Annotated in this window: 18 protein-coding genes; 11 read left to right on the top strand and 7 right to left on the bottom strand. The window is 55.3% G+C overall.

The window, feature by feature from the left end:
* Window positions 1-50: 50 nt before the first annotated feature.
* Together hglS and K6R05_RS09220 are read right to left on the bottom strand one after the other, a co-directional pair.
* Complete coding sequence (hglS, locus tag K6R05_RS09225) at window positions 51-1,394, bottom strand: 2-oxoadipate dioxygenase/decarboxylase HglS (RefSeq protein ID WP_161735158.1); 1,344 nt, start codon at window positions 1,392-1,394, stop codon at window positions 51-53.
* A gap of 67 nt (window positions 1,395-1,461) precedes the next feature.
* Window positions 1,462-2,796 (bottom strand): MFS transporter, encoded by a 1,335-nt coding sequence (locus K6R05_RS09220; RefSeq protein ID WP_222925440.1) that lies wholly within the window; start codon window positions 2,794-2,796, stop codon window positions 1,462-1,464.
* 322 nt (window positions 2,797-3,118) lie between these two features.
* On the opposite strand from K6R05_RS09220, the gene K6R05_RS09215 reads away from it, so the two are divergent.
* Window positions 3,119-4,039, top strand: coding sequence for a LysR substrate-binding domain-containing protein (locus K6R05_RS09215; RefSeq protein ID WP_161735160.1), 921 nt, complete (start codon window positions 3,119-3,121; stop codon window positions 4,037-4,039).
* Here K6R05_RS09215 and smrA read toward each other — a convergent pair.
* Entirely contained in the window at window positions 4,036-4,602 is a 567-nt protein-coding gene (gene smrA / locus K6R05_RS09210) for a DNA endonuclease SmrA (RefSeq protein ID WP_222925439.1), read from the bottom strand. The genes K6R05_RS09215 and smrA overlap by 4 nt on opposite strands.
* A gap of 317 nt (window positions 4,603-4,919) precedes the next feature.
* Between smrA and fnr the strand changes: the two genes are divergently transcribed.
* Together fnr and uspE are read left to right on the top strand one after the other, a co-directional pair.
* Window positions 4,920-5,672: a fumarate/nitrate reduction transcriptional regulator Fnr gene (gene fnr, locus K6R05_RS09205; RefSeq protein WP_010244686.1), complete on the top strand. Its 753-nt coding sequence runs from the start codon at window positions 4,920-4,922 to the stop codon at window positions 5,670-5,672.
* Between the two features lie 117 nt (window positions 5,673-5,789).
* Window positions 5,790-6,746, top strand: coding sequence for a universal stress protein UspE (uspE, locus tag K6R05_RS09200; protein ID WP_013357947.1), 957 nt, complete (start codon window positions 5,790-5,792; stop codon window positions 6,744-6,746).
* Window positions 6,747-6,793: 47 nt separating this feature from the next.
* On the opposite strand, the gene pntB is transcribed toward uspE, so the two are convergent.
* Both pntB and pntA read right to left on the bottom strand, forming a co-directional pair.
* A complete protein-coding gene (pntB, locus tag K6R05_RS09195; RefSeq protein ID WP_161735169.1) occupies window positions 6,794-8,182 on the bottom strand; it encodes a Re/Si-specific NAD(P)(+) transhydrogenase subunit beta in 1,389 nt (462 codons plus the stop codon).
* 3 nt (window positions 8,183-8,185) lie between these two features.
* On the bottom strand, window positions 8,186-9,718 hold the full coding sequence (pntA, locus tag K6R05_RS09190) for a Re/Si-specific NAD(P)(+) transhydrogenase subunit alpha (RefSeq protein ID WP_161735172.1): 1,533 nt from the start codon (window positions 9,716-9,718) through the stop codon (window positions 8,186-8,188).
* Window positions 9,719-10,257: 539 nt separating this feature from the next.
* Between pntA and ydgH the strand changes: the two genes are divergently transcribed.
* Complete coding sequence (gene ydgH / locus K6R05_RS09185) at window positions 10,258-11,211, top strand: DUF1471 family protein YdgH (RefSeq protein WP_061062532.1); 954 nt, start codon at window positions 10,258-10,260, stop codon at window positions 11,209-11,211.
* A gap of 204 nt (window positions 11,212-11,415) precedes the next feature.
* Window positions 11,416-12,807 carry a basic amino acid/polyamine antiporter gene (locus tag K6R05_RS09180; protein WP_222925438.1) on the top strand — a complete coding sequence of 464 codons (1,392 nt, stop codon included), beginning with the start codon at window positions 11,416-11,418 and terminating at the stop codon, window positions 12,805-12,807.
* Window positions 12,808-12,826: 19 nt separating this feature from the next.
* Here the strand turns inward: K6R05_RS09180 and K6R05_RS09175 are convergent, their stop codons facing one another.
* On the bottom strand, window positions 12,827-13,240 hold the full coding sequence (locus tag K6R05_RS09175) for a hypothetical protein (RefSeq protein WP_161735178.1): 414 nt from the start codon (window positions 13,238-13,240) through the stop codon (window positions 12,827-12,829).
* A 178-nt stretch (window positions 13,241-13,418) separates the two neighbouring features.
* Between K6R05_RS09175 and rstA the strand changes: the two genes are divergently transcribed.
* From rstA to K6R05_RS09150, 6 genes are all read left to right on the top strand, one after another.
* Window positions 13,419-14,144, top strand: a complete 726-nt coding sequence (rstA, locus tag K6R05_RS09170; protein ID WP_013357953.1) for a two-component system response regulator RstA — start codon at window positions 13,419-13,421, stop codon at window positions 14,142-14,144.
* A complete protein-coding gene (gene rstB, locus K6R05_RS09165; protein WP_222925437.1) occupies window positions 14,141-15,442 on the top strand; it encodes a two-component system sensor histidine kinase RstB in 1,302 nt (433 codons plus the stop codon). Before rstA ends, rstB begins: the two co-directional genes overlap by 4 nt.
* A gap of 19 nt (window positions 15,443-15,461) precedes the next feature.
* On the top strand, window positions 15,462-16,949 hold the full coding sequence (locus K6R05_RS09160) for a carboxypeptidase M32 (protein ID WP_161735183.1): 1,488 nt from the start codon (window positions 15,462-15,464) through the stop codon (window positions 16,947-16,949).
* Window positions 16,950-17,108: 159 nt separating this feature from the next.
* On the top strand, window positions 17,109-17,630 hold the full coding sequence (gene asr, locus K6R05_RS09155) for an acid resistance repetitive basic protein Asr (protein WP_222925436.1): 522 nt from the start codon (window positions 17,109-17,111) through the stop codon (window positions 17,628-17,630).
* An 81-nt stretch (window positions 17,631-17,711) separates the two neighbouring features.
* Window positions 17,712-17,810, top strand: coding sequence for a small membrane protein YdgU (gene ydgU / locus K6R05_RS22495; protein WP_008925242.1), 99 nt, complete (start codon window positions 17,712-17,714; stop codon window positions 17,808-17,810).
* 114 nt (window positions 17,811-17,924) lie between these two features.
* On the top strand, window positions 17,925-18,734 hold the full coding sequence (locus K6R05_RS09150) for a trypsin-like serine peptidase (protein WP_008925243.1): 810 nt from the start codon (window positions 17,925-17,927) through the stop codon (window positions 18,732-18,734).
* 54 nt (window positions 18,735-18,788) lie between these two features.
* Here K6R05_RS09150 and hrpA read toward each other — a convergent pair whose 3' ends face one another.
* The gene (gene hrpA, locus K6R05_RS09145) at window positions 18,789-22,691 is read right to left on the bottom strand and encodes an ATP-dependent RNA helicase HrpA (RefSeq protein ID WP_222925435.1); all 3,903 of its coding nucleotides are present in this window, start codon (window positions 22,689-22,691) and stop codon (window positions 18,789-18,791) included.
* Window positions 22,692-22,891: the final 200 nt, after the last annotated feature.

Raw genomic sequence — 22,891 nt, 5'->3', positions numbered from 1 at the left:
CGGATCAGTTAAGCTGTTACGGGCAACGGAGGTGTTGCCCGAGGATAACATCAGGACGGCCGTACTCCGCACTGTGCCAGCGAGCGCTGCTGGCGCTCTTCATATAACACCATCTCATCCAGCACCGCAGAGCCCAGCGCTGCTTCAAACGTCTGCCGGCTCGCCTGTCCCGCTGAACGGACCTGCGCCCGATCGCCGAGGTTGGACTGAAAAATTCCCGCCGCGCTGACGGGCAGAAAATCTTCATAGACGATCGGGTCTGCCAGTACACGCCCCTCCCTGATCAGATCCTCAAGCACTTCACCCTTGTCCGGCGGCGTGGCAACGCCCTTTTCACTCAGGCGATAGTGGAACCAGGCCAGCCCCTGCTGGCGTAGCGTGGTCTCGTCGTCGGGAAAGTCGCGGAATATGGCCGCCAGATGTTGCTGGTGCTGCTGATTGTCCTGACCACTCCCCGCCTCGCTGAGCAGCCGATCGTAGAGCGCACGACCTGCAGGCGTCAGCGCCGCGCCGCGCTGCTCAATTTCACCGAAGCGCGCTGTATGGGTGCCCTGATGCCCGTCCTTAAAGATGATCGGCTCTTCCAGCGCTTTGAAGCTGGTCTGACGCAGCAGAATCGGCACCTGACGACGCGGCGGTCCTTCGATCAGCGTTTTCGGATCGATGCCGCGCGATGGCATCAGTTGCTGAACGCGGTCAATATCGAGCGTGCGCGGGGTGAGATGGTTGATGTGGCAGCCGGGAAAGCAGACGACATCTGCGATCAATCGATGCTGCTGGTTCAGCGCCTGATAGGTCTGACTGTCCACGCTACTGTGGGCGTGCCAGCGGAAGGTTTCCAGTGCTTCGGTAACAAACTCGGTAGCCTGAACGTCAGTTAATCCGCCCTGCTGCTCATGCAATTGCAGCAGCGCCCGGCAACGGGAAGTGAAAATGTCGCGTGCGGCCAGAATCTCCGCCGTCTTTTCGCGCAGCGCGGGATCGTCGATCAGTTCAGGACGTAACAGCGAGGTAAAGACCCGGAAAGGATTGCGCCGCAGCGCCGCATCGGTGACCGGCCGGAACGCCGTAGAGTGCACCGGCACACCCGCCTGAGAGAGATCGTAATAGCCAACCGGATACATCCCCATCACCGCAAACAGCTGCCGCAGCGTGGCTAATTCGTCTGCCGTGCCCACACGGATTGCGCCGTGTCGTTCAAGGCTGAGTCGGTCAATTTCATCGGCGGCCGTGAGACGATCTTTCAGCGCGATATCGGCTTCCAGCGAGCGCTCGTTGACGGTGGCGACCAGTTGCATCAGCGTGCCATACTGCGGCACCTCCTGCTGGTACATTGCTGACATCGCCTGAGAGAAACGGGTGCGGATGAGATCCGCACTGATAAACTTGTCCATCTTATCCACCTGACACCATGAGCGTTGCTGCTAATGTAATGCAACGCGCTGGCCTCAGTGGAAAAAATCACGAATCTGTGATCGGCTTAAAGCCGTAGCGGTTTTTTAACAGCAGCATCAGGGTAGTGATCACAGCGGGTATCGCCAGCAGCAAAAATATCACGCTGAAAGACCAGCCGAGTGACATCATCTCTGCGCCGACGAAGGCGCTCAGAATTGCGCCGATGCGCCCCACGCCATGCATCCAGCTGGAGCCGGTGGCGCGAGCGTGTGTAGGATAGTAGCTGGCGGATAAGGCATTCATCCCGGTATTGGCACCGTTAAAACAGAAGCCACTGCAAAAGGCGATCGCGCTCATCATGCCGACTTCGGCGGGCGAAAAGCCAAGCGCCACAATAAACAGTCCGCCGCAGCCGTAGATGGCCGCCAGGGCCAGATTGGCATTGAAGCGATCCATCATCCAGCCCGCAAAGAGTGAGCCCAGCGTTCCGCCTGCCTGATACATGGCGGTGATAATCGCCGCTTCGGTCACTGACATACCCAGGGTATTCACCAGAGATGGCAGCCAGCTGCCAATCAGGTAGACCATGAACAGTCCCATGAAATAGCCCCCCCACAGCATTGTGCTGCCAAACAGATAGCGGCGCGACAGGACGGTGCTAATCGCGCCGCCTGCCGGCAATGTCGCTTCAGGCGCGTGAAATGCGCAATCAGGCACCGTTTTTCCCGGCATCATCCGTTCGAGGATGGCGTGAATGCGGGCAGCGGGTGCGCCACGACTGATAAGAAACCGCACTGACTCCGGCAGGCCGCGGAACAGGAATGGCAACACCAGCAGCGGCAGAATGCCACCCAGCAGCAACACAGAGTGCCAGTTATAACGCGGTAATAGCCAGGATGCGGCAAATCCACCGCTGGCGGCACCAAAGGTAAAACCGCAGAACACCACAGTGATAATAAAGGCCCGTCTCCGTTCAGGCGCATATTCCGCCACCAGCGTACCGACGTTGGGCATTGCCGCACCCAGTCCCAGACCGGTCAGGAAGCGGAAAAGCATCATCTGCTCGATGTTCTGAGACAGCGCTGTTGCCAGTGTCCAGAGACCAAAAAAGAAAACGCTGAGGATGATCATCATACGTCGGCCATAGCGGTCAGCCAGCGGGCCCGCGACCATGGCTCCCAGCGCCAGCCCGATCAATGCTGCGCTGATGACAACCCCGAGCTGGTGATTGGTGACGCCCCATGCAGCTTTAAGTGTTGGCGCAATAAATCCCATGATCGCAATGTCCATGCCATCGAGTGCCACCACAATAAAACAGAGCGCAATGAGCCGTTTTTGCCAGTGGCTCAGGCTCTGCTGGTTGATAAGCTGGCGGACATCTACCGCCCCGATGCTGGTCAATGAACACTCCCTGGCAATAGCGCAATCTGGCATCAGATTAAGTAAAAAAAACGGCGTTTATGATAGCCCATCGTTAACCTTAAGCGGTCAGATTTTTATATGATAGTGAGAATTATTCAACTTTAAGCCGTTAAGCTCTTGATATATCGTAGTCTCAGAAACCAGTGCGTCTGTGACAATATGAGATGAGCGCTTCTTAATCAGAGAGTTAGCGGATTAAGTAGCCATTCTGCCACGCTTGTTAAAATAAATTTGCAGCAAAGTTAACAGAATTCATTTTAAACAGTTGCCTGTAAGCGGTCATTCTCATTAAGTTTAAGGTATGGAAAAAAATATCCTTTTCAATCAGCGCATTCGCTTGCGCCATCTACATACCTTTGTTGCTGTCGCGCAGCAAGGCACACTGGGCCGGGCAGCAGAGACGCTGAGCCTGAGTCAGCCTGCTCTGTCCAAAACCCTGAATGAGCTGGAAGAGCTGACAGGCGTTCGTCTGTTTGAGCGGGGTCGCCTGGGTGCCCAGCTCACCACGATGGGAGAACAGTTTCTGACGCATGCAGTGCGGGTGCTTGATGCGCTGAATCATGCCGGACAGAGCTTTAATGAGCAGTCGGGCGATGCCCCAGTGATTATCCGGCTGGGCGCGCTGACTACTGCTGCGATGGGCATGCTGCCCCGCATCCTTGATCGTTTTCATCAGCTGCAGCCTAACACCACTATCCAGGTGGCGACGCTGCATAACAATGTGTTACTGGCGGGATTGCGCGGCGGCGAGTTTGACATCGGTATTGGCCGGATGGCGGACAGCGATATGATGACCGGGCTGACTTACGAACTGCTGTTTCTGGAGTCACTGAAGCTGGTGGTCAGGCCCGAACACCCATTATTGAGTGACAATGTCACGCTGTCGAGGGCAATGCAGTGGCCCGTGGTGATTTCCCCGGAAGGCACCGCACCGCGCCGGATTGCGCAGCAGATGCTTGATGAACAGGGCTGCACGCTGCCACCCCATTGCATTGAAACGTCGTCGACTTCACTGGCGCGCCAACTGGCGCTTCGCTACGACTACATCTGGTTCGTGCCGTCCGGCGCGATTAAAGAGGACCTCAGCCATAACGCGGTCTGTGCGCTGCCAATCAACTCCTCCGGGCCAGGCGAGCCGGTGGGCATCATTACCCGTACCGGCGCAGAGCTGAGCCTGAGTGCTGAAGTGTTAATGTCCACCATCCGTAAGTTTCACAGCTAGCGGCTGCGTTTCGCATGCCGTTCGCGGTTTTCAAGGCGCGCCTTATCGGTCTTCCGCAGTCCCACATAGAGCGCCCCGGCTCCGCCATGGCGGGTCTGGGCCACGCAGTAAGTCTGCACGTCATCAAACTGCTGTAACCAGCGCGCCAGATAGCTGCGCACAATATTGGCATGGGATTCGTCATCACGGCCCTTGCCATGAATGATAAGCAGATTCCGTAAGTCCTGCTTTTGCGCCTGCATCATAAAGTTAAACAGCGCCTGACGGCAGGTCTCCACTGGTTGCCGCAACAGGTTGAGACTGGCATCCAGTTTGTACTCACCCCGACGCAGCTTATCCAGAATACCCTGCTGTATGCCGTCGGCTTTATACTCCAGCGGTGTGTTAAGCGGGATAATCTCCAGATAACCCCGTGTCAGGAAATTCTCCTGCTCCTTCTCTCCTGGCGGTTTACGGGGCGCTTTAGTCGAGGGCGACTTAAGCCATAACGTTATGGTGGTGTCTTTTAACGGCGTGACATCGCCCATGGCATCCCGAAAGAGATCGTTGTCATCAAGGTTCATGGTTTTCTCACACCTGATTAAAATTGATGGAACCTACAAAACAGGCTTAAGCAGTTAGCGTAGCAAAAGCTGCAATCGCCGGGCTACCCCGCTTTTATCCATGTTGCCGCTGAAGAAGATATGGGTAACAGATCACAAAAGCGGAAACTTTTCGTGACAGTTAACGGTAACGGCATTCTGAGAAGCCCGTCACATCAGCGTTTATCGATGTGTGCTTCATCCATAATGTTTGTGGGTGTAAAACTGCTCGGATGAGTTCCCTTCAGCACAAAAAATGTTAAAATTGACACCAGTCAATAATCGTCGAGCAAACCATTATGATCCCTGAAAAACGCAGCATTCGTCGTATTCAGTCGGGCGGTTGTGCCATTCACTGCCAGGATTGCAGCATCAGTCAGCTCTGCATCCCCTTCACGTTAAATGAACATGAGCTGGATCAGCTCGACAATATCATTGAGCGTAAAAAACCAATTCAGAAAGGGCAAACCCTTTTCAAAGCAGGCGACGAACTGAAATCTCTGTATGCGATTCGTTCCGGCACGATCAAAAGTTACACCATTACCGAGCAGGGTGATGAGCAAATCACCGGTTTCCATCTGGCGGGCGATTTAGTCGGCTTTGATGCCATCATGGGTTCCAGCCATCCCAGCTTTGCGCAGGCGCTGGAAACTGCAATGGTCTGTGAAATCCCGTTTGAAACCCTGGATGACCTGTCAGGAAAAATGCCTGCCCTGCGTCAGCAGATGATGCGTCTGATGAGCGGTGAAATCAAAGGCGATCAGGATATGATCCTGCTGCTGTCGAAGAAAAATGCCGAAGAGCGCCTGGCGGCGTTTATCTGGAACCTTTCCCGTCGTTTCGGCCAGCGCGGTTTTTCTCAGCGTGAATTCCGCCTCACCATGACGCGTGGTGACATTGGTAATTACCTGGGCCTGACGGTTGAAACCATCAGTCGCCTGCTGGGTCGTTTTCAGAAGTCCGGTATGCTGGCGGTGAAAGGGAAATACATCACTATTGAAAACCACGCCCTGCTGGAAGAGTTAGCCGGTCAGAGCCATCAGGCCGCCTGATCCGCAGCCGGATCAATAAATCTTATTTTGTTGATCCGGCAGTAACTTTTTCCCTTCTTCCGCTGTGCAACATAGGCTATCTTTATTCCAGTCGCTCTGGTTTAAGGAGAACGCCTCATGTCCCAGTACCAAAATATTCTGGTCGCCATTGATGCCCAGCAAGACGATCAGCCCGCGCTGCGACGTGCGGTCTATCTGAATCAACGCATTGGCGGAAGGATCAAAGCCTTTCTGCCTATCTATGATTTCTCATACGAGATGACCACCCTGCTTTCGCCTGACGAACGCGCATCAATGCGCCAGGGCGTCATCAGCCAGCGCACTGAATGGATCCGTGAGCAGGCCCGCGCTTATCTGGATGCCGGTGTCGAAATTGACATCAAAGTGATCTGGCACAACCGTCCTTTTGAGGCCATCATTCAGGAAGTGCTTGCCCATCAGCATGACCTGGTGCTGAAGATGGCTCATCAGCATGATCGTCTTGAATCCGTGATCTTCACCCCGACTGACTGGCATCTGCTGCGTAAATGCCCGTGTCCGGTCTGGATGGTCAAAGATCAGCCGTGGCCGGAAGGCGGTAAAGCTATTGTCGCGGTCAATCTTGCCAGTGAAGAGCCACATCACGATGGCCTGAACCAGAAGCTGATTCGTGAAACGGTGAAACTGGCAGAAAAAGTGAATCAGACCGAGGTGCACCTGGTCGGCGCTTATCCGATTACGCCTATCAACATCGCTATCGAACTGCCGGACTTTGATCCCAGCGTTTATAACGATGCGATTCGTGGTCAGCATCTGGTGGCGATGAAAGCGCTGCGGCAGAAGTTCTCGATTGGTGAAGAGTTCACCCATGTGGCTAAAGGCCTGCCGGAAGAAGTCATCCCGGATCTGGCGGCGCATCTGGGTGCTGGTGTGGTGGTGTTGGGTACCATAGGACGTACCGGCCTGTCGGCAGCCTTCCTGGGTAATACGGCGGAACAGGTGATTGATCATCTGCGCTGCGATCTGCTGGCGCTCAAGCCTGACGATTTCAAATCGCCGATTGACCTGGATGATGAAGAGGATGAGGAGGATTGATTCTCCCCTGATAGAAGACGGGCGGCGGATTAGCCGCCCTTTTTTTATTACAGCGCTTTGAGAATGGCTTCCACGCTGGCTTTGGCATCGCCAAACAGCATCTGACTATTCTCTTTGAAGAACAGCGGATTCTGTACGCCAGCATAACCGGTGTTCATTGAGCGTTTAAACACCACGACATTGTGCGCTTTCCACACTTCCAGTACCGGCATGCCCGCAATCGGGCTGCGGGGGTCATCCTGCGCCGCCGGGTTAACCGTGTCATTGGCACCGATAACCAGCACCGTGTCGGTGTCGCTGAAATCGTCGTTGATCTCATCCATCTCCAGCACCACGTCATAAGGTACTTTGGCCTCGGCCAGCAGCACGTTCATGTGACCCGGCAGACGCCCTGCCACCGGATGAATGCCGAAGCGCACGTTGATGCCGAGTGCACGCAGTCGGGCAGTAATTTCCGCAACCGGGTACTGCGCCTGCGCCACTGCCATACCGTAGCCAGGGGTAATAATCACCGAGCTGGATGCCTTGAGCATCTCTGCGGTTTCTTCAGCTGTGATTTCACGATGCTCGCCCGCTTCCTGACTGTCATCGCCGCTGCTGACTTCCGTGCCAAACCCGCCCGCAATCACGCTGATGAACGAACGGTTCATCGCTTTGCACATGATGTAGGAGAGAATCGCACCCGACGACCCCACCAGTGCACCGGTTACAATCAGCAGATCGTTGCTCAGCATAAAACCGGCAGCGGCAGCGGCCCAGCCTGAATAGGAGTTCAGCATCGACACCACAACCGGCATGTCCGCGCCGCCGATAGAGGCAACCAGATGCCAGCCAAACGCCAGCGCAATCACTGTCATCAGGAGCAGTGCGAACACCTGAGCACCCGTGCTGCTGGTGTTAACAAACCACAGCAGCAGCAGGAACGAGACGACCAGCGCCAGCAGATTCAGCTTGTGACGATGCGGTAACGCCAGCGGTTTTGAAGAGATTTTGCCGCACAGCTTGCCAAACGCTACCAGCGAACCGGTGAAGGTGACAGCACCAATAAAGATACCGATAAACACTTCGCTCAGATGGATATTCTCCATCACGGCTGGCAGGCCAGGCGCGTGGTCGATGTAACTGTTGATGCCGACCAGCACAGCGGCCAGGCCGACAAAGCTGTGCAGAATCGCGACCAGCTCCGGCATTTCTGTCATTTCGACTTTCTTCGCCAGACGAATCCCGATAGCGCCGCCAATGACCATCGCCAGCAGGATCCAGACGACATTTCCGCTGTCCGGGCCAAAGATGGTGGCAACCAGCGCAATCGCCATGCCGCTGATACCAAAAATATTCCCGCGCTTTGAGGTCTCGTGACGCGAGAGACCCGCAAGGCTACAGATGAAAAGAATTGCAGCCACAATATAGGCTGCAGTGACTAATCCGCCAGACATGTGTTACCCCTTACGAAACATTTTCAGCATGCGCTGGGTGACGGTAAAGCCACCAAAGATATTGATGCTGGCAATCAGCACGGCAATAAAGGAGATAAAGGTGACCCAGCCACCGTGGCCCATCTGCAGTACCGCACCGATGACGATAATGCCGGAGATGGCGTTGGTAACGGACATCAGCGGCGTATGCAGCGCGTGACTGACGTTCCAGACCACGTAATAACCCACCACACAGGCGAGCGCGAACACGGTAAAGTGGGAGAGGAACTCAGCTGGCGCTACGTTTGCGAGGCAGCCAAACAGCACGACAGCCAGTGCGATCAGCAGGTAGTTACGCCACGGAGACACAGGCTTTGCTTCAGCCTTCTCTGCGGGTTTCTGGGCTGCCGGTTTAGCCTGTGGCGCAGCAGAGACCTGAATCGGCGGTGCTGGCCAGGTGACTTCACCCTCACGCACGACAGTCACGCCCCGCACCACTACATCGTCGAAATCGACCTGGATTTCGCCATTTTTCTCTTTACACAGCAGCTTAATCAGATTGACAAGGTTGGTGCCGTAAAGCTGGGAAGATTGAGTTGCGAGACGGCTGGGCAGATCGGTATAACCGATAATTTTCACGCCGTTAGGCGTTACGGTCACCTGATCAGCGACGGTCAGCGCACAGTTGCCGCCGGTCTGCGCCGCCAGATCAACAATTACGCTGCCTGGTTTCATGCTGGCGATCATCTCTTCGGTGATCAGTTTCGGTGCCGGTTTGCCTGGGATCAGCGCCGTGGTGACAATGATGTCCACCTCTTTAGCCTGGCTGGCAAACAGTGCCATCTCCGCTTTAATGAACGCCTCGGACATGACTTTAGCGTAACCATCGCCACTGCCCGCTTCCTCTTCGAAATCGAGTTCAAGGAATTCGGCACCCATACTCTGCACCTGCTCTTTAACTTCAGGGCGGGTATCAAAGGCCCGGACAATCGCGCCCAGACTGCCCGCTGCACCGATCGCGGCCAGCCCTGCCACACCGGCCCCAATCACCATAACTTTGGCCGGTGGCACTTTTCCGGCGGCGGTGATCTGACCGGTAAAGAAGCGTCCAAATTCATGGGCGGCTTCGACGATAGCGCGATAACCGGCAATGTTCGCCATCGAGCTCAGAGCATCCAGCGACTGCGCCCGCGAAATACGCGGTACCGAGTCCATTGCCATGACGGTGACCTGACGCGCAGCCAGCTTTGAAAGCAGGTCGGGATTCTGTGCAGGCCAGATAAAGCTGACCAGCGTGCTGCCCGCCCGGGTGAGCGCAATCTCATCCTCATCCGGTGCATTCACCTTCAGAACGATATCGGACTGCCATACCTGTTTCTGGTCGCAGAGTGTGGCACCTGCTGCTCTGTAGCTTTCATCATCAAAGCTGGCGCGTTGACCGGCGTCATGCTCCAGGGTGACGCTGAAACCCAGCTTAATGAGTTGTTCCACGGTCTTTGGCGTGGCAGCCACGCGCGACTCGTTTGGCAACCTTTCCTTGGGGATTCCAATTAACATAGTGTTTCCTTTCATCGGTTAAGGATGATGGCCCGGATCTGCATGACGACATCGCAGCTAAAACAGCGTTTCAGCGACTTATAGTCGGAATGCATGTATTTCAAAGTGTTTATGACCTACTTAAAATGTGACGAGCGATCCAGAGCAGCTACGCAGAGTAGTGACATTCACATGATTATTCAGGATTCTGCTAAAAAAGCTGCGTAATCCCACTGCGAAACAGTCCTGCAAGCAGATAATCTGCCAGAATAAATTGTGCCCGGCCGAATTAATCTTCAATAAAAACCTTTATTTAACAATGTATTAACTGTTTAAGCGCTAACAGTTACCGCTTTTAATGGTAACCCGCACGAAAACACGCCATAACTGTGTTTGATGACAAACAAATGAAAAAATCATGGTTGAATAACGCGATCTGACACAAAAAATCGCTGCGACAGTCTGTTTATAACATGCAATAATCAGCGGCTAATCTGTTATACATCAAGAGTCCAGCACGTTTTCGTACTCATTTTTGCGTAAGGCGAAGGATTATTTTTATGAAGCTGAAGAACACTATTCTGGCGTCCACTCTGTTGTCTCTGCTGGCAGCCAATGCATTCGCTGCGCAGGAGTTAACGCCAGAAAAAGCGGCCGCGCTGAAGCCATTCGAACGTATTAATATCACCGGTCGTTTCAACGCAATTGGCGACGCAGCCGATGCGGTCTCTAAGCGTGCAGATCAGATGGGCGCTGCCTCTTATTACATCCAGGCGATCAACGACAGCAACGGCAACAGCGGTAACTGGCGCGTCACGGCTGACCTCTATAAAGCTGATGCCCCGGCAGCCACCCAGTCCACGACCTACCGTCGTTTCAATGGCGTCAATGAACTGCCAAAAGCAGAAGCGTATAAGCTTGAACCGTTCGATACCGTTTCGGTCAGCGGCTTCTTTGCCAGCCAGCCGGATGTGAACGACGCGATTTCAAAAGCGGCTAAACAGAAAGGCGCGGCCTCCTTCTTTATCGTTCGCCAGATCGATGCCAACAGCGGCGGCAATCAGTATGTCACCGCCTATGTTTATAAAGCGGATGCTAAAGAACGCAAGGTGCAGACACCGAATGCGATTCCTGCCGATTCAGAAGCGGGTAAAGCCGCTCTGGCTACCGGTGGCGCTGCGGCGGCTAACGTCGAGATTCCAGGCGTGGCCTCGTCTGAAACGCCAAGCAACAAAGTGGGCCGTTTCTTCGAAACCCAAAGCTCTACCGGCAAGCGCTATACCGTCAATCTGCCAAACGGTAAATCCGTACAGGAAGTGAACGCAATCACTGCCGCGCAGATGCAGCCGTTTGATACCGTCACCTTCACCGGGCACTTCGGTACACCAACGGCGATTTCAGAAGAAGTGGCAAAGCGTGCAGCCGATAAAGGTGCCAAGTTCTACCACGTCACCCGTCAGTGGCAGAACCAGAGTGGCGGCAACCTGACCGTTACGGCTGACCTGTTTAAGTAATCCCTCCAGGGCGGCACCCGCCGCCCTGCTGTTTGCATAATTCCTGCGCTGTTTTGCATAGTCACGCATTGCCATCCCCTGCCACTCTCCGTAAAATCCTCCGCCTGTTTACCGGATATTGTCCCTGTATTCTGCCTTTGGTGTGACATAACCCAGCGACAGAATCCGATTTACCCAGCCATATATGCTAGCGGGAAGGTAGTTTTGGAGAAAAAATTAGGTCTCGGTGCGCTGACGGCGCTGGTGCTCAGCTCAATGCTGGGCGCAGGCGTGTTCAGTCTGCCGCAAAACATGGCCGCAGTGGCCGGTCCGGCCGCGCTGCTGCTGGGGTGGCTGATTACCGGTGTCGGCATTATTTTTCTGTCGCTGGCGATGCTGCTGCTGACCCGCCTTAAGCCCGAACTGGACGGCGGCATCTTTACCTATGCACGCGCCGGGTTCGGCGAACTGATGGGCTTCTGTTCCGCCTGGGGCTACTGGCTATGCGCCGTAATCGCCAATGTCTCCTATCTGGTGATTGTCTTCTCTGCCCTGAGCTTCTTCACCGATACACCCGACCGGATTATCTTTGGTGATGGCAATACCTGGCAGGCGATGCTGGGTGCGTCCGTGCTGCTGTGGCTGGTTCACTGGCTGGTACTGCGCGGCGTGCAGACCGCGGCCAGCATCAATCTGATGGCGACGCTGGGCAAGCTGGTGCCGCTGCTGCTGTTTATTGTACTGGCGGTGATGGCGTTCAACTATGATCGTTTCCGCTTCGATTTTTCCGGTGTCACGCTGGGAAAACCGCTCTGGGAGCAGGTTAAGCAGACCATGCTGATTACCCTGTGGGTCTTTATCGGGGTTGAAGGTGCTGTGGTCGTCTCTGCCCGTGCACGCCAGAAAAAGGATGTGGGCCGCGCAACCTTATTCGCCGTGCTGGCTGCGCTGCTGGTCTATCTGCTGGTGACACTGCTGTCGCTTGGCGTGGTGCCGCGTGCTGAACTGGCTGAAATGCGTAACCCGTCAATGGCCGGATTAATGACCCGACTGATGGGGCACTGGGGCGATGCGGTGATTGCGGTGGGTCTGATTGTTTCCGTGTGCGGTGCCTATCTGAGCTGGACGATTATGGCCGCGGAAGTGCCGCTGATTGCCGCGCAACAGGGTGCTTTTCCCCGCAGTATCGCCCGGCAGAACCGCCATAACGCGCCAGCTGCCTCGCTGTGGCTGACCAACGGCAGTATTCAGCTCTGCCTGATCCTGATTGCCCTGACCGGTGCTGACTACAACAACCTGCTGACCATCGCCTCGGAGATGATTCTGGTGCCCTATCTGCTGGTGGGGTTATATCTGATCAAAGTGGTGCGCGGACAGCATAAGCCGCTGGCGATGGCAATCGGTGTGGGTGCCAGCGTGTATGGCATCTGGCTGTTGTACGCCTCGGGACCCATGCACCTGATGATGTCAGTGGTGCTTTACACACCGGGCCTGCTGCTGTTTCTGTTTGCACGACGCGGCGGCCGCGGCGATATTGCGCTGACCTCGCTGGAGCGCATTGCGATGGGATTGCTGATTGCCGCGACATTGCCCGCCGTGTGGGAGCTGACGACTTAACGCCCGATAAAAAGGGGTCTCAGTGTGCCTGCACTGGAATGGATACACACAGCAGGTCATCCTGCTGTGTGAGGTTCAGCGGCTTCGCATACTCATAGTGGATGGCATCCAGCTGCTCCGCCGAAAGCGGATAAGGGAGCTGGATATCAAAGCGACTAATATGCTGTTGTTCTGCGAGAGTAATCAGGCGCGCGATATTAATTTCGTCGCTAACCTGAGTGGAAATGATTTGTAATGCTAATTCTTTTAACGGGTCGTCACTGCCCTGTAAACGGTGTGCCGATTTACGTGTCACCATGCCAAATATCGGCATCACACCATAAATAGCATCGACGAAGCTCCAGCGCTTTTTGCAGGAAGCGGAAAGAAAGTCACTGTAATTGAAGCAGATGCGGTCAGGGTATATGGCTGATGCCAGCTCTTTATCAGACATACTAACGCTCCTCATAGTAATCATCAATATCCCAAACCTGGCGCAAAAAGGCCGCGCTAATGATTGCACATTTTGCCGGTTATATACCAGCAAGCCACGGATATTTCGTGCGATAACGTAGAGCTCAGGACCAGGAAAAGATATGCTTTCATTCATCCCTGACTCTGCCCTGTGAACTATGAACAAAATTGTTTATGTAGAAGATGAACCCGAAGTGGGTTCGCTGATTGCGGCCTATCTTGGCCGTCACGATATTGAAGTCATTGTTGAAACACGCGGCGACCGTGCTGAAGCGGTCATCGCCGAACAGCAGCCCGACCTGGTGATGCTGGATATCATGTTGCCGGGCAAAGATGGCATGACCATCTGTCGCGACCTGCGGGCCAACTGGCAGGGACCAATCGTGTTGCTTACCTCACTGGACAGCGACATGAACCATATTCTGGCCCTGGAGATGGGTGCGCAGGATTACATCCTGAAAACCACACCACCCGCTGTGCTGCTGGCCCGCCTGCGCCTGCATCTGCGCCAGTCCCAGCATGGGCAGCCGGAAGATGCGCCTGCTGCGCCTGCCGCGAATCGTATGCTGCGTTTTGGCTCGCTGACCATTGATGCCCTGAACCGTCAGGTGACGCTGTTTGACGAGCAGATCGCCCTCTCCACTGCGGATTTCGATCTGCTGTGGGTTCTCGCCAGCCATGCAGGTCAGACGCTTAACCGTGATGCACTGCTGAAAACATTGCGTGGCGTCAGTTATGACGGCCTGGACCGCAGTATCGACGTGGCCATCTCCAGGCTGCGTAAAAAGCTCCACGACAGTGCCACCGAGCCGTTCCGCATTAAAACCATCCGCAATAAAGGCTATCTGTTCGCACCCCAGGCCTGGGATACGCGCGAATTATGAGAAAGCTTTTTATTCAGTTCTATCTGCTGCTGTTTGTCTGCTTTCTGGTCATGGCGCTGCTGGTGGGTCTGGTCTATAAGTTCACCGCTGAGCGCGCGGGCCGGCAGTCGATGAATGATCTGATGGCCAGCTCGCTCTACCTGATCCGCAGCGAACTGCGTGAGATCCCGCCGCGTGACTGGAACAAAACCATCAAGAGTCTTGATCTCGGCCTGTCGTTCGACCTGCACATTGAGCCGATGAACAAATATCAGCTCGATGAGACCAACATGCGGCGGTTACGGGCAGGCGAGATCGTGGCGCTCGACGATCAATACACCTTTCTGCAGCATATTCCGCGCAGCCACTATGTCTTATCGGTGGGGCCGATTCCCTATCTCTTTTATCTGCACCAGATGCGACTGCTGGATATTGCTCTGCTGGTGTTTATTGGCATGTCGCTGGCGCTGCCGGTGTTTATCTGGCTCCGCCCGCACTGGCAGGAGATGCAGCGCCTGGAAAAAGCGGCACAGCGCTTTGGCCGGGGCGAACTGGATGTACGTACCCATTTCGACAGCACCTCCAGTCTGTTCCGGCTGGGTATCGCCTTTAACCAGATGGCCGAGAACATCAACACGCTGGTCGCCAGCAAGAAGCAGCTGATTGACGGTATTGCCCATGAGCTGAGAACGCCGCTGGTACGCCTGCGCTACCGGCTGGAGATGAGCGATAACCTTACGGATGGCGAACGGGTGGCGCTGAATCGCGACATCGGCCAGCTTGAAAGCCTGATTGAGGAGCTGCTGACCTATGCGCGTCTTGACCGGCCGCGCGTCGATCTGAATCTTAAATCGCTGGATCTGGCCAGCTGGCTGAGCGAGCGGCTGGACGATTTCCGCACCATCAACCCGGACATGCGACTCGACCTTGATCTGCCGCAGCGTGAAAACATCGGCATTTCTGACACCCGATTGATGGAGCGGGTGCTGGATAACCTGGTGAACAACGCGCTGCGTTATGCGCAGCAGCGACTGCGCGTCAGTTTATGGTTCGACGGTCCGGTCGGTTGTCTGCAGGTTGAAGATGACGGCCCGGGCATTCCGCCCGACGAACGTGAACGGGTTTTCGAACCTTTTGTCCGGCTTGATCCCAGCCGCGATCGCGCCACAGGCGGCTGCGGACTGGGCCTGGCCATTGTTCACTCCATTGCCCAGGCACTCAGCGGCAACGTAACCATTGAGTCCAGCCCGCTGGGCGGTGCCAGCGTTCGCTTTTGCTGGCCGGTTGATCTAACCTTGCGTGAAATTCCGCTGCGTTAAAATCCACAAGGAGTCTTACGTGACCTCAGCGTATCAACAACTTACCAAAACGTTCCAGCGCCTTTCCCGTTTCAGTCACGTCACGGCCATCGCTGGCTGTGACATGCAAACCACCATGCCACCTGGCGGCAGTCAGGCGCGTGGTGAAGCGCTGGCCGAAATGAGCGTATTGCAGCACCAGATCCTGACCGCCCCACAGGTCGGCGAGTGGCTTAAAGCCGCCGAGCAGCAGTCGCTGAACGATGTCGAGCGGGCCAACCTCAACGAGATGCAGCGCGCATATCAGCAGGCCACCCTGCTCCCTGATGATTTTGTTGAAGCCAAATCGATCGCCGGTTCCGTATGTGAACATGCATGGCGCACTCAGCGTCCCGCCAACGACTGGCAGGGCTTTGCCGCCAACCTCAAAGAAGTCGTACGACTGAGCCGCGAAGAGGCCCAGCGCCGCGCTGACGCCCGTGGCTGTTCGCGTTACGATGCGCTGCTGGATCTCTATGAGCCGGGTATGACCCGCGCCCGACTGGATGAAACCTTTGGCGAGCTGAAAACCTGGCTGCCCGATCTGCTGCAACAAGTCGTGGAAAAACAGGCACAGCAGTCATTTATCACGCCGCACGGGCCGTTCGCCATTCCAGCGCAGCGTCAGCTCGGTCTGAGCATTATGGAGACGCTGGGTTTTGACTTTAACCATGGCCGCCTCGACATCAGTGCGCATCCCTTCTGTGGCGGCGTCCCGGAAGATGTGCGCATCACCACCCGTTACAACGAGAATGAATTTCTCAGCGCCATGATGGGCGTGATTCACGAAACCGGTCATGCCCGCTATGAGCAGAATCTGCCGCAGCAGTGGCGCGGTCAGCCAGTGGCGCTGGCGCGCTCCACGGCTATTCACGAATCACAAAGCCTGTTTATGGAGATGCAGCTGGGTCGCAGCCGCGAATTCCTGCAGCGCATTTTACCGCAGGTGATCGCTACCTTTGGCGATCAGCCCGCTCTGCAGGCGGATAATTTCGTGCGCCTGACCCAGCAGGTGAAACCCGGCCTGATCCGGGTTGACGCAGATGAACTGAGCTACCCGGCGCATGTCATTCTGCGCTATGAAATCGAGCAGGCGCTAATTGAAGGCGAGATTGAGGTTGAAGACATTCCGGCGCTGTGGGATGAGAAGATGATGCAGTCACTGGGTCTGGATACCCGGGGTAATTATCGCGATGGCTGTATGCAGGATATCCACTGGACCGACGGCGCATTTGGTTACTTCCCGACCTATACGCTGGGCGCGATGTATGCCGCACAGCTGTTCCGGTCAGTTCAGAAGGCCATCCCTCAACTCAGCGAGCTGATTCAGCATGGTGAACTGCAGCCGGTATTTGACTGGCTGCAACAGAACATCTGGCAGCACGGCAGCCGTTTCTCCACCGACCAGTTGCTGATCAATGCTACCGGCGAAGCGCTGAATCCGGCTCTCTTCCGCCAGCATCTTGAACAACGCTACCTGAATAGCTAAGCTTCCGGGCGGTCTGCTGACCGCCCTTTTCCGCCTTTGTACAATCGGTTACACGCCGATACCAAACACCCACGGACACCGTTCATTGATTTCCCTATAGTCTCTTCACCGGCCCCGCAGTGGGCTACACATGAAAAAACAGTCTCCGAGGGATTTGCAATGAAAAAATTATTTGCACTGGTTGTCGCCGCTGCTATGGGTATGTCTTCTGTTGCTTTCGCTGCTGACACCACAGCTGCTCCAGCTGCTGCGCCAGCCGCAACAACAACTACCGCTGCAGCACCGGCTAAAACCGTTCACAAAACTGCGCACAAGAAACACCATAAAGCAGCTCAGAAAGCCCAGGCTGCTAAGAAACACCACAAAAAAGCAGTGAAAAAAGATGCCGCGCAGAAAGCGCAGGCGGCTAAAAAAGTTCACCATAAAAAAGCAACTAAACCAGCCGCTCAGAAAGCCCAGGCTGCTAAAAAAGTTCACCATAAAAAAGTAACTCAGCCAGCTGCTCAGAAAGCCCAGGCTGCTAAAAAAGTTCACCATAAAAAAGTAACTCAGCCAGCTGCTCAGAAAGCCCAGGCTGCTAAAAAAGTGCACCACAAAAAAGTGGTAAAACCTGCTCAGAAAGCGCAGGCCGCTAAAAAAGTTCACCACAAAAAAGTTGTGAAACCAGCAGCTAAAAACTAAGGTCGCCTTCAGCGCACGGCCACGAGATGATAATTAAAAACACCCGGTTATGCCGGGTGTTTCTTTACTGGAGTGGATGAAATGACGAGAGTGGATGAAATAGTGCGTCGCTATCGCTTCGAAATTATTCTGCTTGTTATGATCCTGTGTGGCATTGTTGCAGCCAGCTTTTTTATTTAGCCGCTGTAGCGTACTGATTAACCAATAAAACTCCCTTTTTCAACGCTCACCGACTATAGTTACCGTACTTACGTAATAACAATAACGTTAATTTTTGTCGCCATTGAGATTTCTATGCGCCTGGCTACCCTGTTAATGGTTGGACTCTTCAGCTTTGCCACCACGGTTCACGCCGATGATGACGATGACTCGCCTACTCCTGCTGAAATTAAGATGCTGTTCTTCGGCAAGGATCATCGCCAGGCAATCACCGATATTACCGCTGCCCCCTGGGATGCCATTGGTCAGCTGGAAACCGAAAGCGGCAACCTCTGTACTGCCACGCTCATCTCTCCGCATCTGGCGCTGACGGCCGGACACTGTCTGCTCTCTCCACCGGGTAATTTCGATAAGCCGGTGGCACTGCGATTTATGGCCAGTGATAAAGGCTGGCGTTACGAGCTTCATGATATTGATGCGCGCGTTGAACCCTCGCTGGCGTCAAAATTAAAAGCGGATGGTGAAGGCTGGATCGTGCCGAGCAGTGCTGCGCCCTATGATTATGGCATCGTGATTTTACGCAATCCGCCCTCTGCAATTACGCCGATTCCATTGTTCGATGGCTCACGCAGCGACCTTACTGCGGCGCTGAAGCTGACCGGACGCAAAGTGACGCAGGCAGGCTATCCGGCCGATCATCTGGATACGCTCTATTCTCACAGTGATTGCCTGATTACCGGCTGGGCGCAGCGTGCCGTGCTGTCGCATCAGTGTGACACCCTGCCGGGCGACAGTGGTTCACCGCTGCTGCTCAAAAGCGATAAAGGCTGGCAGTTAATCGCGGTACAAAGCTCAGCACCGGCAGCGAAAGATCGCTATCTGGCTGACAATCGCGCGATTTCGGTCACCTCGTTTAAAGATAAGCTGGAATCTCTCGCGCAGTAGCCTTCCCAACCCTTCACTGTTGATGCGTGCCTGTTAAGGCACGCATCCTGGCTTTTATCCTGCTATCTGCTCCATTGTCTGCAGAATTCGCTTATCTGAGATGGGGTACGGCGTACCCAACTGCTGAGCAAAGAAGCTGATACGCAGCTCTTCAATCATCCAGCGGATATTCTGCACCTCTTCATCATCCTGACGCTGCGGCGGCAATTTGTTACGCCACGCCTGATACGCCTGTTCCACTGCCTGCACTTTTAACATGCGCGCACGATCGCTGTGTGGATCGGCAGGCAGTTTTTCCAGCCGACGCTCAATGCCATGCAGGTAACGCAGCGTATCCGCCAGCCGCTGCCAGCCGTTTCCGGTGACAAAGCCGCGGTAGACCAGGCCACTTAATTGCGCCTTGATGTCGGACAACGCCAGCGCCATCGTCATATCGACCCGGCCCTTCAGACGCTTATTGATGTTGAAGACGGCCGTCAGGATCTGTTCAACCTGCTTCGCGATGGTCACTACGGTCTCATTGAGTTCGCCGCGAACTTTGTCACGCAACTGCTCAAATGAGGTCTGATCCCAGGCCGGACCGCCCGCTTCATCCATCAGTTTGTCGATGCCGCAGGCGATGCAGTCATCAATCAGCTCCAGCACTTTGCCATAAGGGTTGAAGTAAAGTCCGAGCTTGGCTTTGTTCGGCAGCTTCTCGTGCAGATATTTAACGGGTGACGGCACATTCAGCAGCAGCAGACGACGCTGACCGCGCCACATCATTTTCTGCTGCTCCTGCTCGCTGTCAAACAGGCGAATGGCGACGCTCTCTTTCTCATCGACCAGCGCAGGCCAGGCTTTGACCTGATAGCTACCGCGCTTCTGTTCGTAGCTGCGCGGGAGTTCACCAAAGCTCCAGATATGCAGACCACTCTGCTCCAGCCCGTCATCTGCCACTTTCGATAGCGTCTCCTGCACTTTGCCTTTCAGCTGTGCTTTGAGCGCGGTGAGATCTTTGCCTTCCAGCAGTTTGCGGTTGTGCTCATCCAGCACACGGAAGGTCATTTTCAGATGATCGGGCACCTGTTCCCACTGCCAGTTTTCCCGCTCCAGCGTGACACCAGTCATGCGGCGAAACTCACGCGACAGCGCATCGAGCAGCGGCATCTCCATTGCGTTGACACGCCCCAGGAACGCCTCGGCGTAGTTGGGTGCCGGCACCAGGTTGCGGCGCAGCGGCTTGGGCAGTGACTTAATCAGCGCGATGATCAGCTCACGGCGTACGCCCGGGATTTGCCATTCAAAACCGCTATCTTCAATCTGATTCAACAGCGGCAGCGGAATATGTACCGTCACGCCATCCGCATCGGCCCCCGGCTCGAACTGGTAACTCAGCTTCAGTTTAAGGTTGCCCTGATGCCAGAAGTTAGGATAATCAAGCTGGCTGACCTTATCCGCGCCCTCTTTGATCAGCATCTGTTTGTCGAAGTTCAGCAGCTCCGCGTTTTCACGGCTGGCCTTTTTCCACCAGCTGTCGAAATGCTTCGCTGAAACAACCTCTTTGCCAATGCGCTGGTCATAAAAAGCAAACAGCGTTTCGTCATCTACCAGAATATCGCGACGGCGGGATTTGTGTTCCAGATCTTCGACTTCACTGCGCAGCTTCTGGTTAGCACGGAAGAAAGCATGTCGGGTCTGCCAGTCGCCCTCCACCAGCGCGTGACGGATAAACAGCTCACGACTCAGAGTGGGATCAATGCTTCCATAGTTCACCTTGCGCGCGGCGACAATGGGCAGACCATAGAGCGTAACCTTCTCGGCAGCCATTACCGCACCCTGCGATTTCTCCCAGTGCGGTTCACTGTAGCTGCGTTTAATCAAATGCTGCGCCAGCGGTTCAATCCACTCCGGTTCAATGCGACCCGCAGTGCGGCCCCACAGGCGGCTGGTCTCGACCAGTTCTGCCACCATGGTCCATTTCGGCGGTTTTTTAAACAACCCGGAGCCGGGGAAAATCGAAAAGCGGGTATTGCGTGCACCGGTGTACTCCTGCTTGTCGGTGTCCTTCTGGCCGATATGTGACAGCAGACCGCTGAGCAGCGCGCAGTGAACAGGCTGCAGTTCAGCCGGCTCGCTGTTAACCGAAATGCCCAGTTCGCGCACTAACTGCCGCAGCTGGGTATAAATATCCTGCCATTCCCGCACCCGCAGATAGTTCAGGAAGTCACTTTTGCACTGGCGACGGAAGAGGTTGCCGGACAGCGCTTTCTGCTGCTCCGCCAGGTAGTTCCACAGGTTCACATAGGCGAGGAAGTCGGAATCTTTGTCGGCAAAGCGCCGGTGCTTCTCATCGGACGCCTGCTTTTTCTCTGCCGGGCGCTCGCGCGGGTCCTGGATCGACAGACCGGCAGTGATGATCATCACTTCACGTACGCAGCCAAATTTCTGCGCTTCCAGCACCATCCGCGCCAGACGCGGATCGACCGGCAGCTGTGCCAGCTGACGCCCGGACCCGGTGAGTTTGTAGTGTCCGCTCTCCTCATTCAGGGTCAGCGCGCCCAGCTCTTCCAGCAGGCGGATGCCATCCTGAATATTGCGCTTATCGGGCGCTTCCACAAACGGGAAGGCGGCGATATCGCCTAGTCCCAGTGAGGTCATCTGCAGGATCACCGACGCCAGGTTGGTGCGCAGGATTTCCGGATCGGTAAAAGCCGGACGGCTCAGGAAGTCATCTTCCGAGTAGAGGCGAATACAGATACCGTCCGAAACACGGCCGCAACGCCCTTTTCGCTGGTTAGCGGAGGCCTGCGATATCGGCTCAATCGGCAGGCGCTGCACCTTGGTGCGGAAGCTGTAGCGACTGATACGCGCCGTGCCAGGATCGATGACATATTTGATGCCCGGGACCGTTAGTGAGGTTTCCGCGACGTTGGTCGCCAGCACGATGCGACGGCCACTGTGCGACTGAAATACCCGGTTCTGTTCCGCGTTCGACAGTCGCGCATAGAGCGGCAGCACTTCGGTGTGCGGCAGGTCGCGTTTGTTCAGCGCATCGGCGGTATCACGGATTTCGCGCTCACCGCTCATGAAGATCAGGATATCGCCGCGACTCTCGCGTCCCAGTTCATCCACCGCATCAAAAATCGCCTGCAGCTGATCGCGATCGCCATCATCCGCTTCTTCAACCACCGGCCGGTAGCGCACTTCGACCGGATAAGTCCGGCCGGAGACTTCAATCACCGGCGCGTTGTTGAAGTGCCGCGAGAAGCGCTGCGGATCGATGGTCGCCGAGGTGATAATCACTTTCAGATCGGGGCGGCGCGGCAGCAGCTCACGCAGATAACCGAGCAGGAAATCGATATTCAGGCTGCGCTCGTGCGCCTCATCAATGATGATGGTGTCATATTGCATCAGCAGGCGATCCTGCTGGATCTCCGCCAGCAGGATCCCGTCGGTCATCAGTTTAATCTGCGTCAGTTCGCTGACCTGGTCGTTAAACCGCACTTTATAGCCGACACAGCCACCCAGTGAGGTGCTGAGCTCATCAGCAATACGGTTCGCCACGGTGCGCGCAGCCAGACGGCGCGGTTGCGTATGACCAATCAGACCCGTGATACCGCGTCCCAGCGCCAGACAGATTTTCGGCAGCTGCGTGGTTTTACCTGAGCCGGTTTCACCCGCAACAATCACTACCTGATGGTTGCGAATCGCGGCGGCAATATCCTGCTGTTTCTGACTGACCGGCAGATTGTCCGGAAAGGTAATGGCTGGCGTAGCCGCGTGGCGCTGGGCCACGCGCTGTTCAGCAGCAATAAATTCCTGCTCCAGCTCACGGGCAATGCCCTGCTGTGCCTCGGAATTTTTAGCTTTTCTGGCACCCTGCAAGCGGCGCTGCAGACGCTGGCGATCGCGCAGCATTACACCGTCGAGCCGTGGCCAGAGCGCTGCCAGTGGGGAAGTATCGGGAGATGACATAATAGTGACGTACCTTACTCAGACGGTGTCGCTGCGAGAAGCAGCGCCCTGCAAGCCGGGATAACCAGCTGATTCAATAAAATAATTGTGCGCATCATAGCACATTCTGAACCGTTCCGGCGGCTGGCCCCGGTTACGCTTATTCAATAAATTCGAACATGGGTCTCGAAATATTGCGCTTTCACCGCGCCATTGATAAC

The organism is Pantoea alfalfae (genome assembly GCF_019880205.1).
GTDB lineage: Bacteria > Pseudomonadota > Gammaproteobacteria > Enterobacterales > Enterobacteriaceae > Pantoea > Pantoea alfalfae.
Note: the sequence above shows the minus strand (reverse complement) of the source record. Positions and strands in the feature narration are given on the sequence as shown.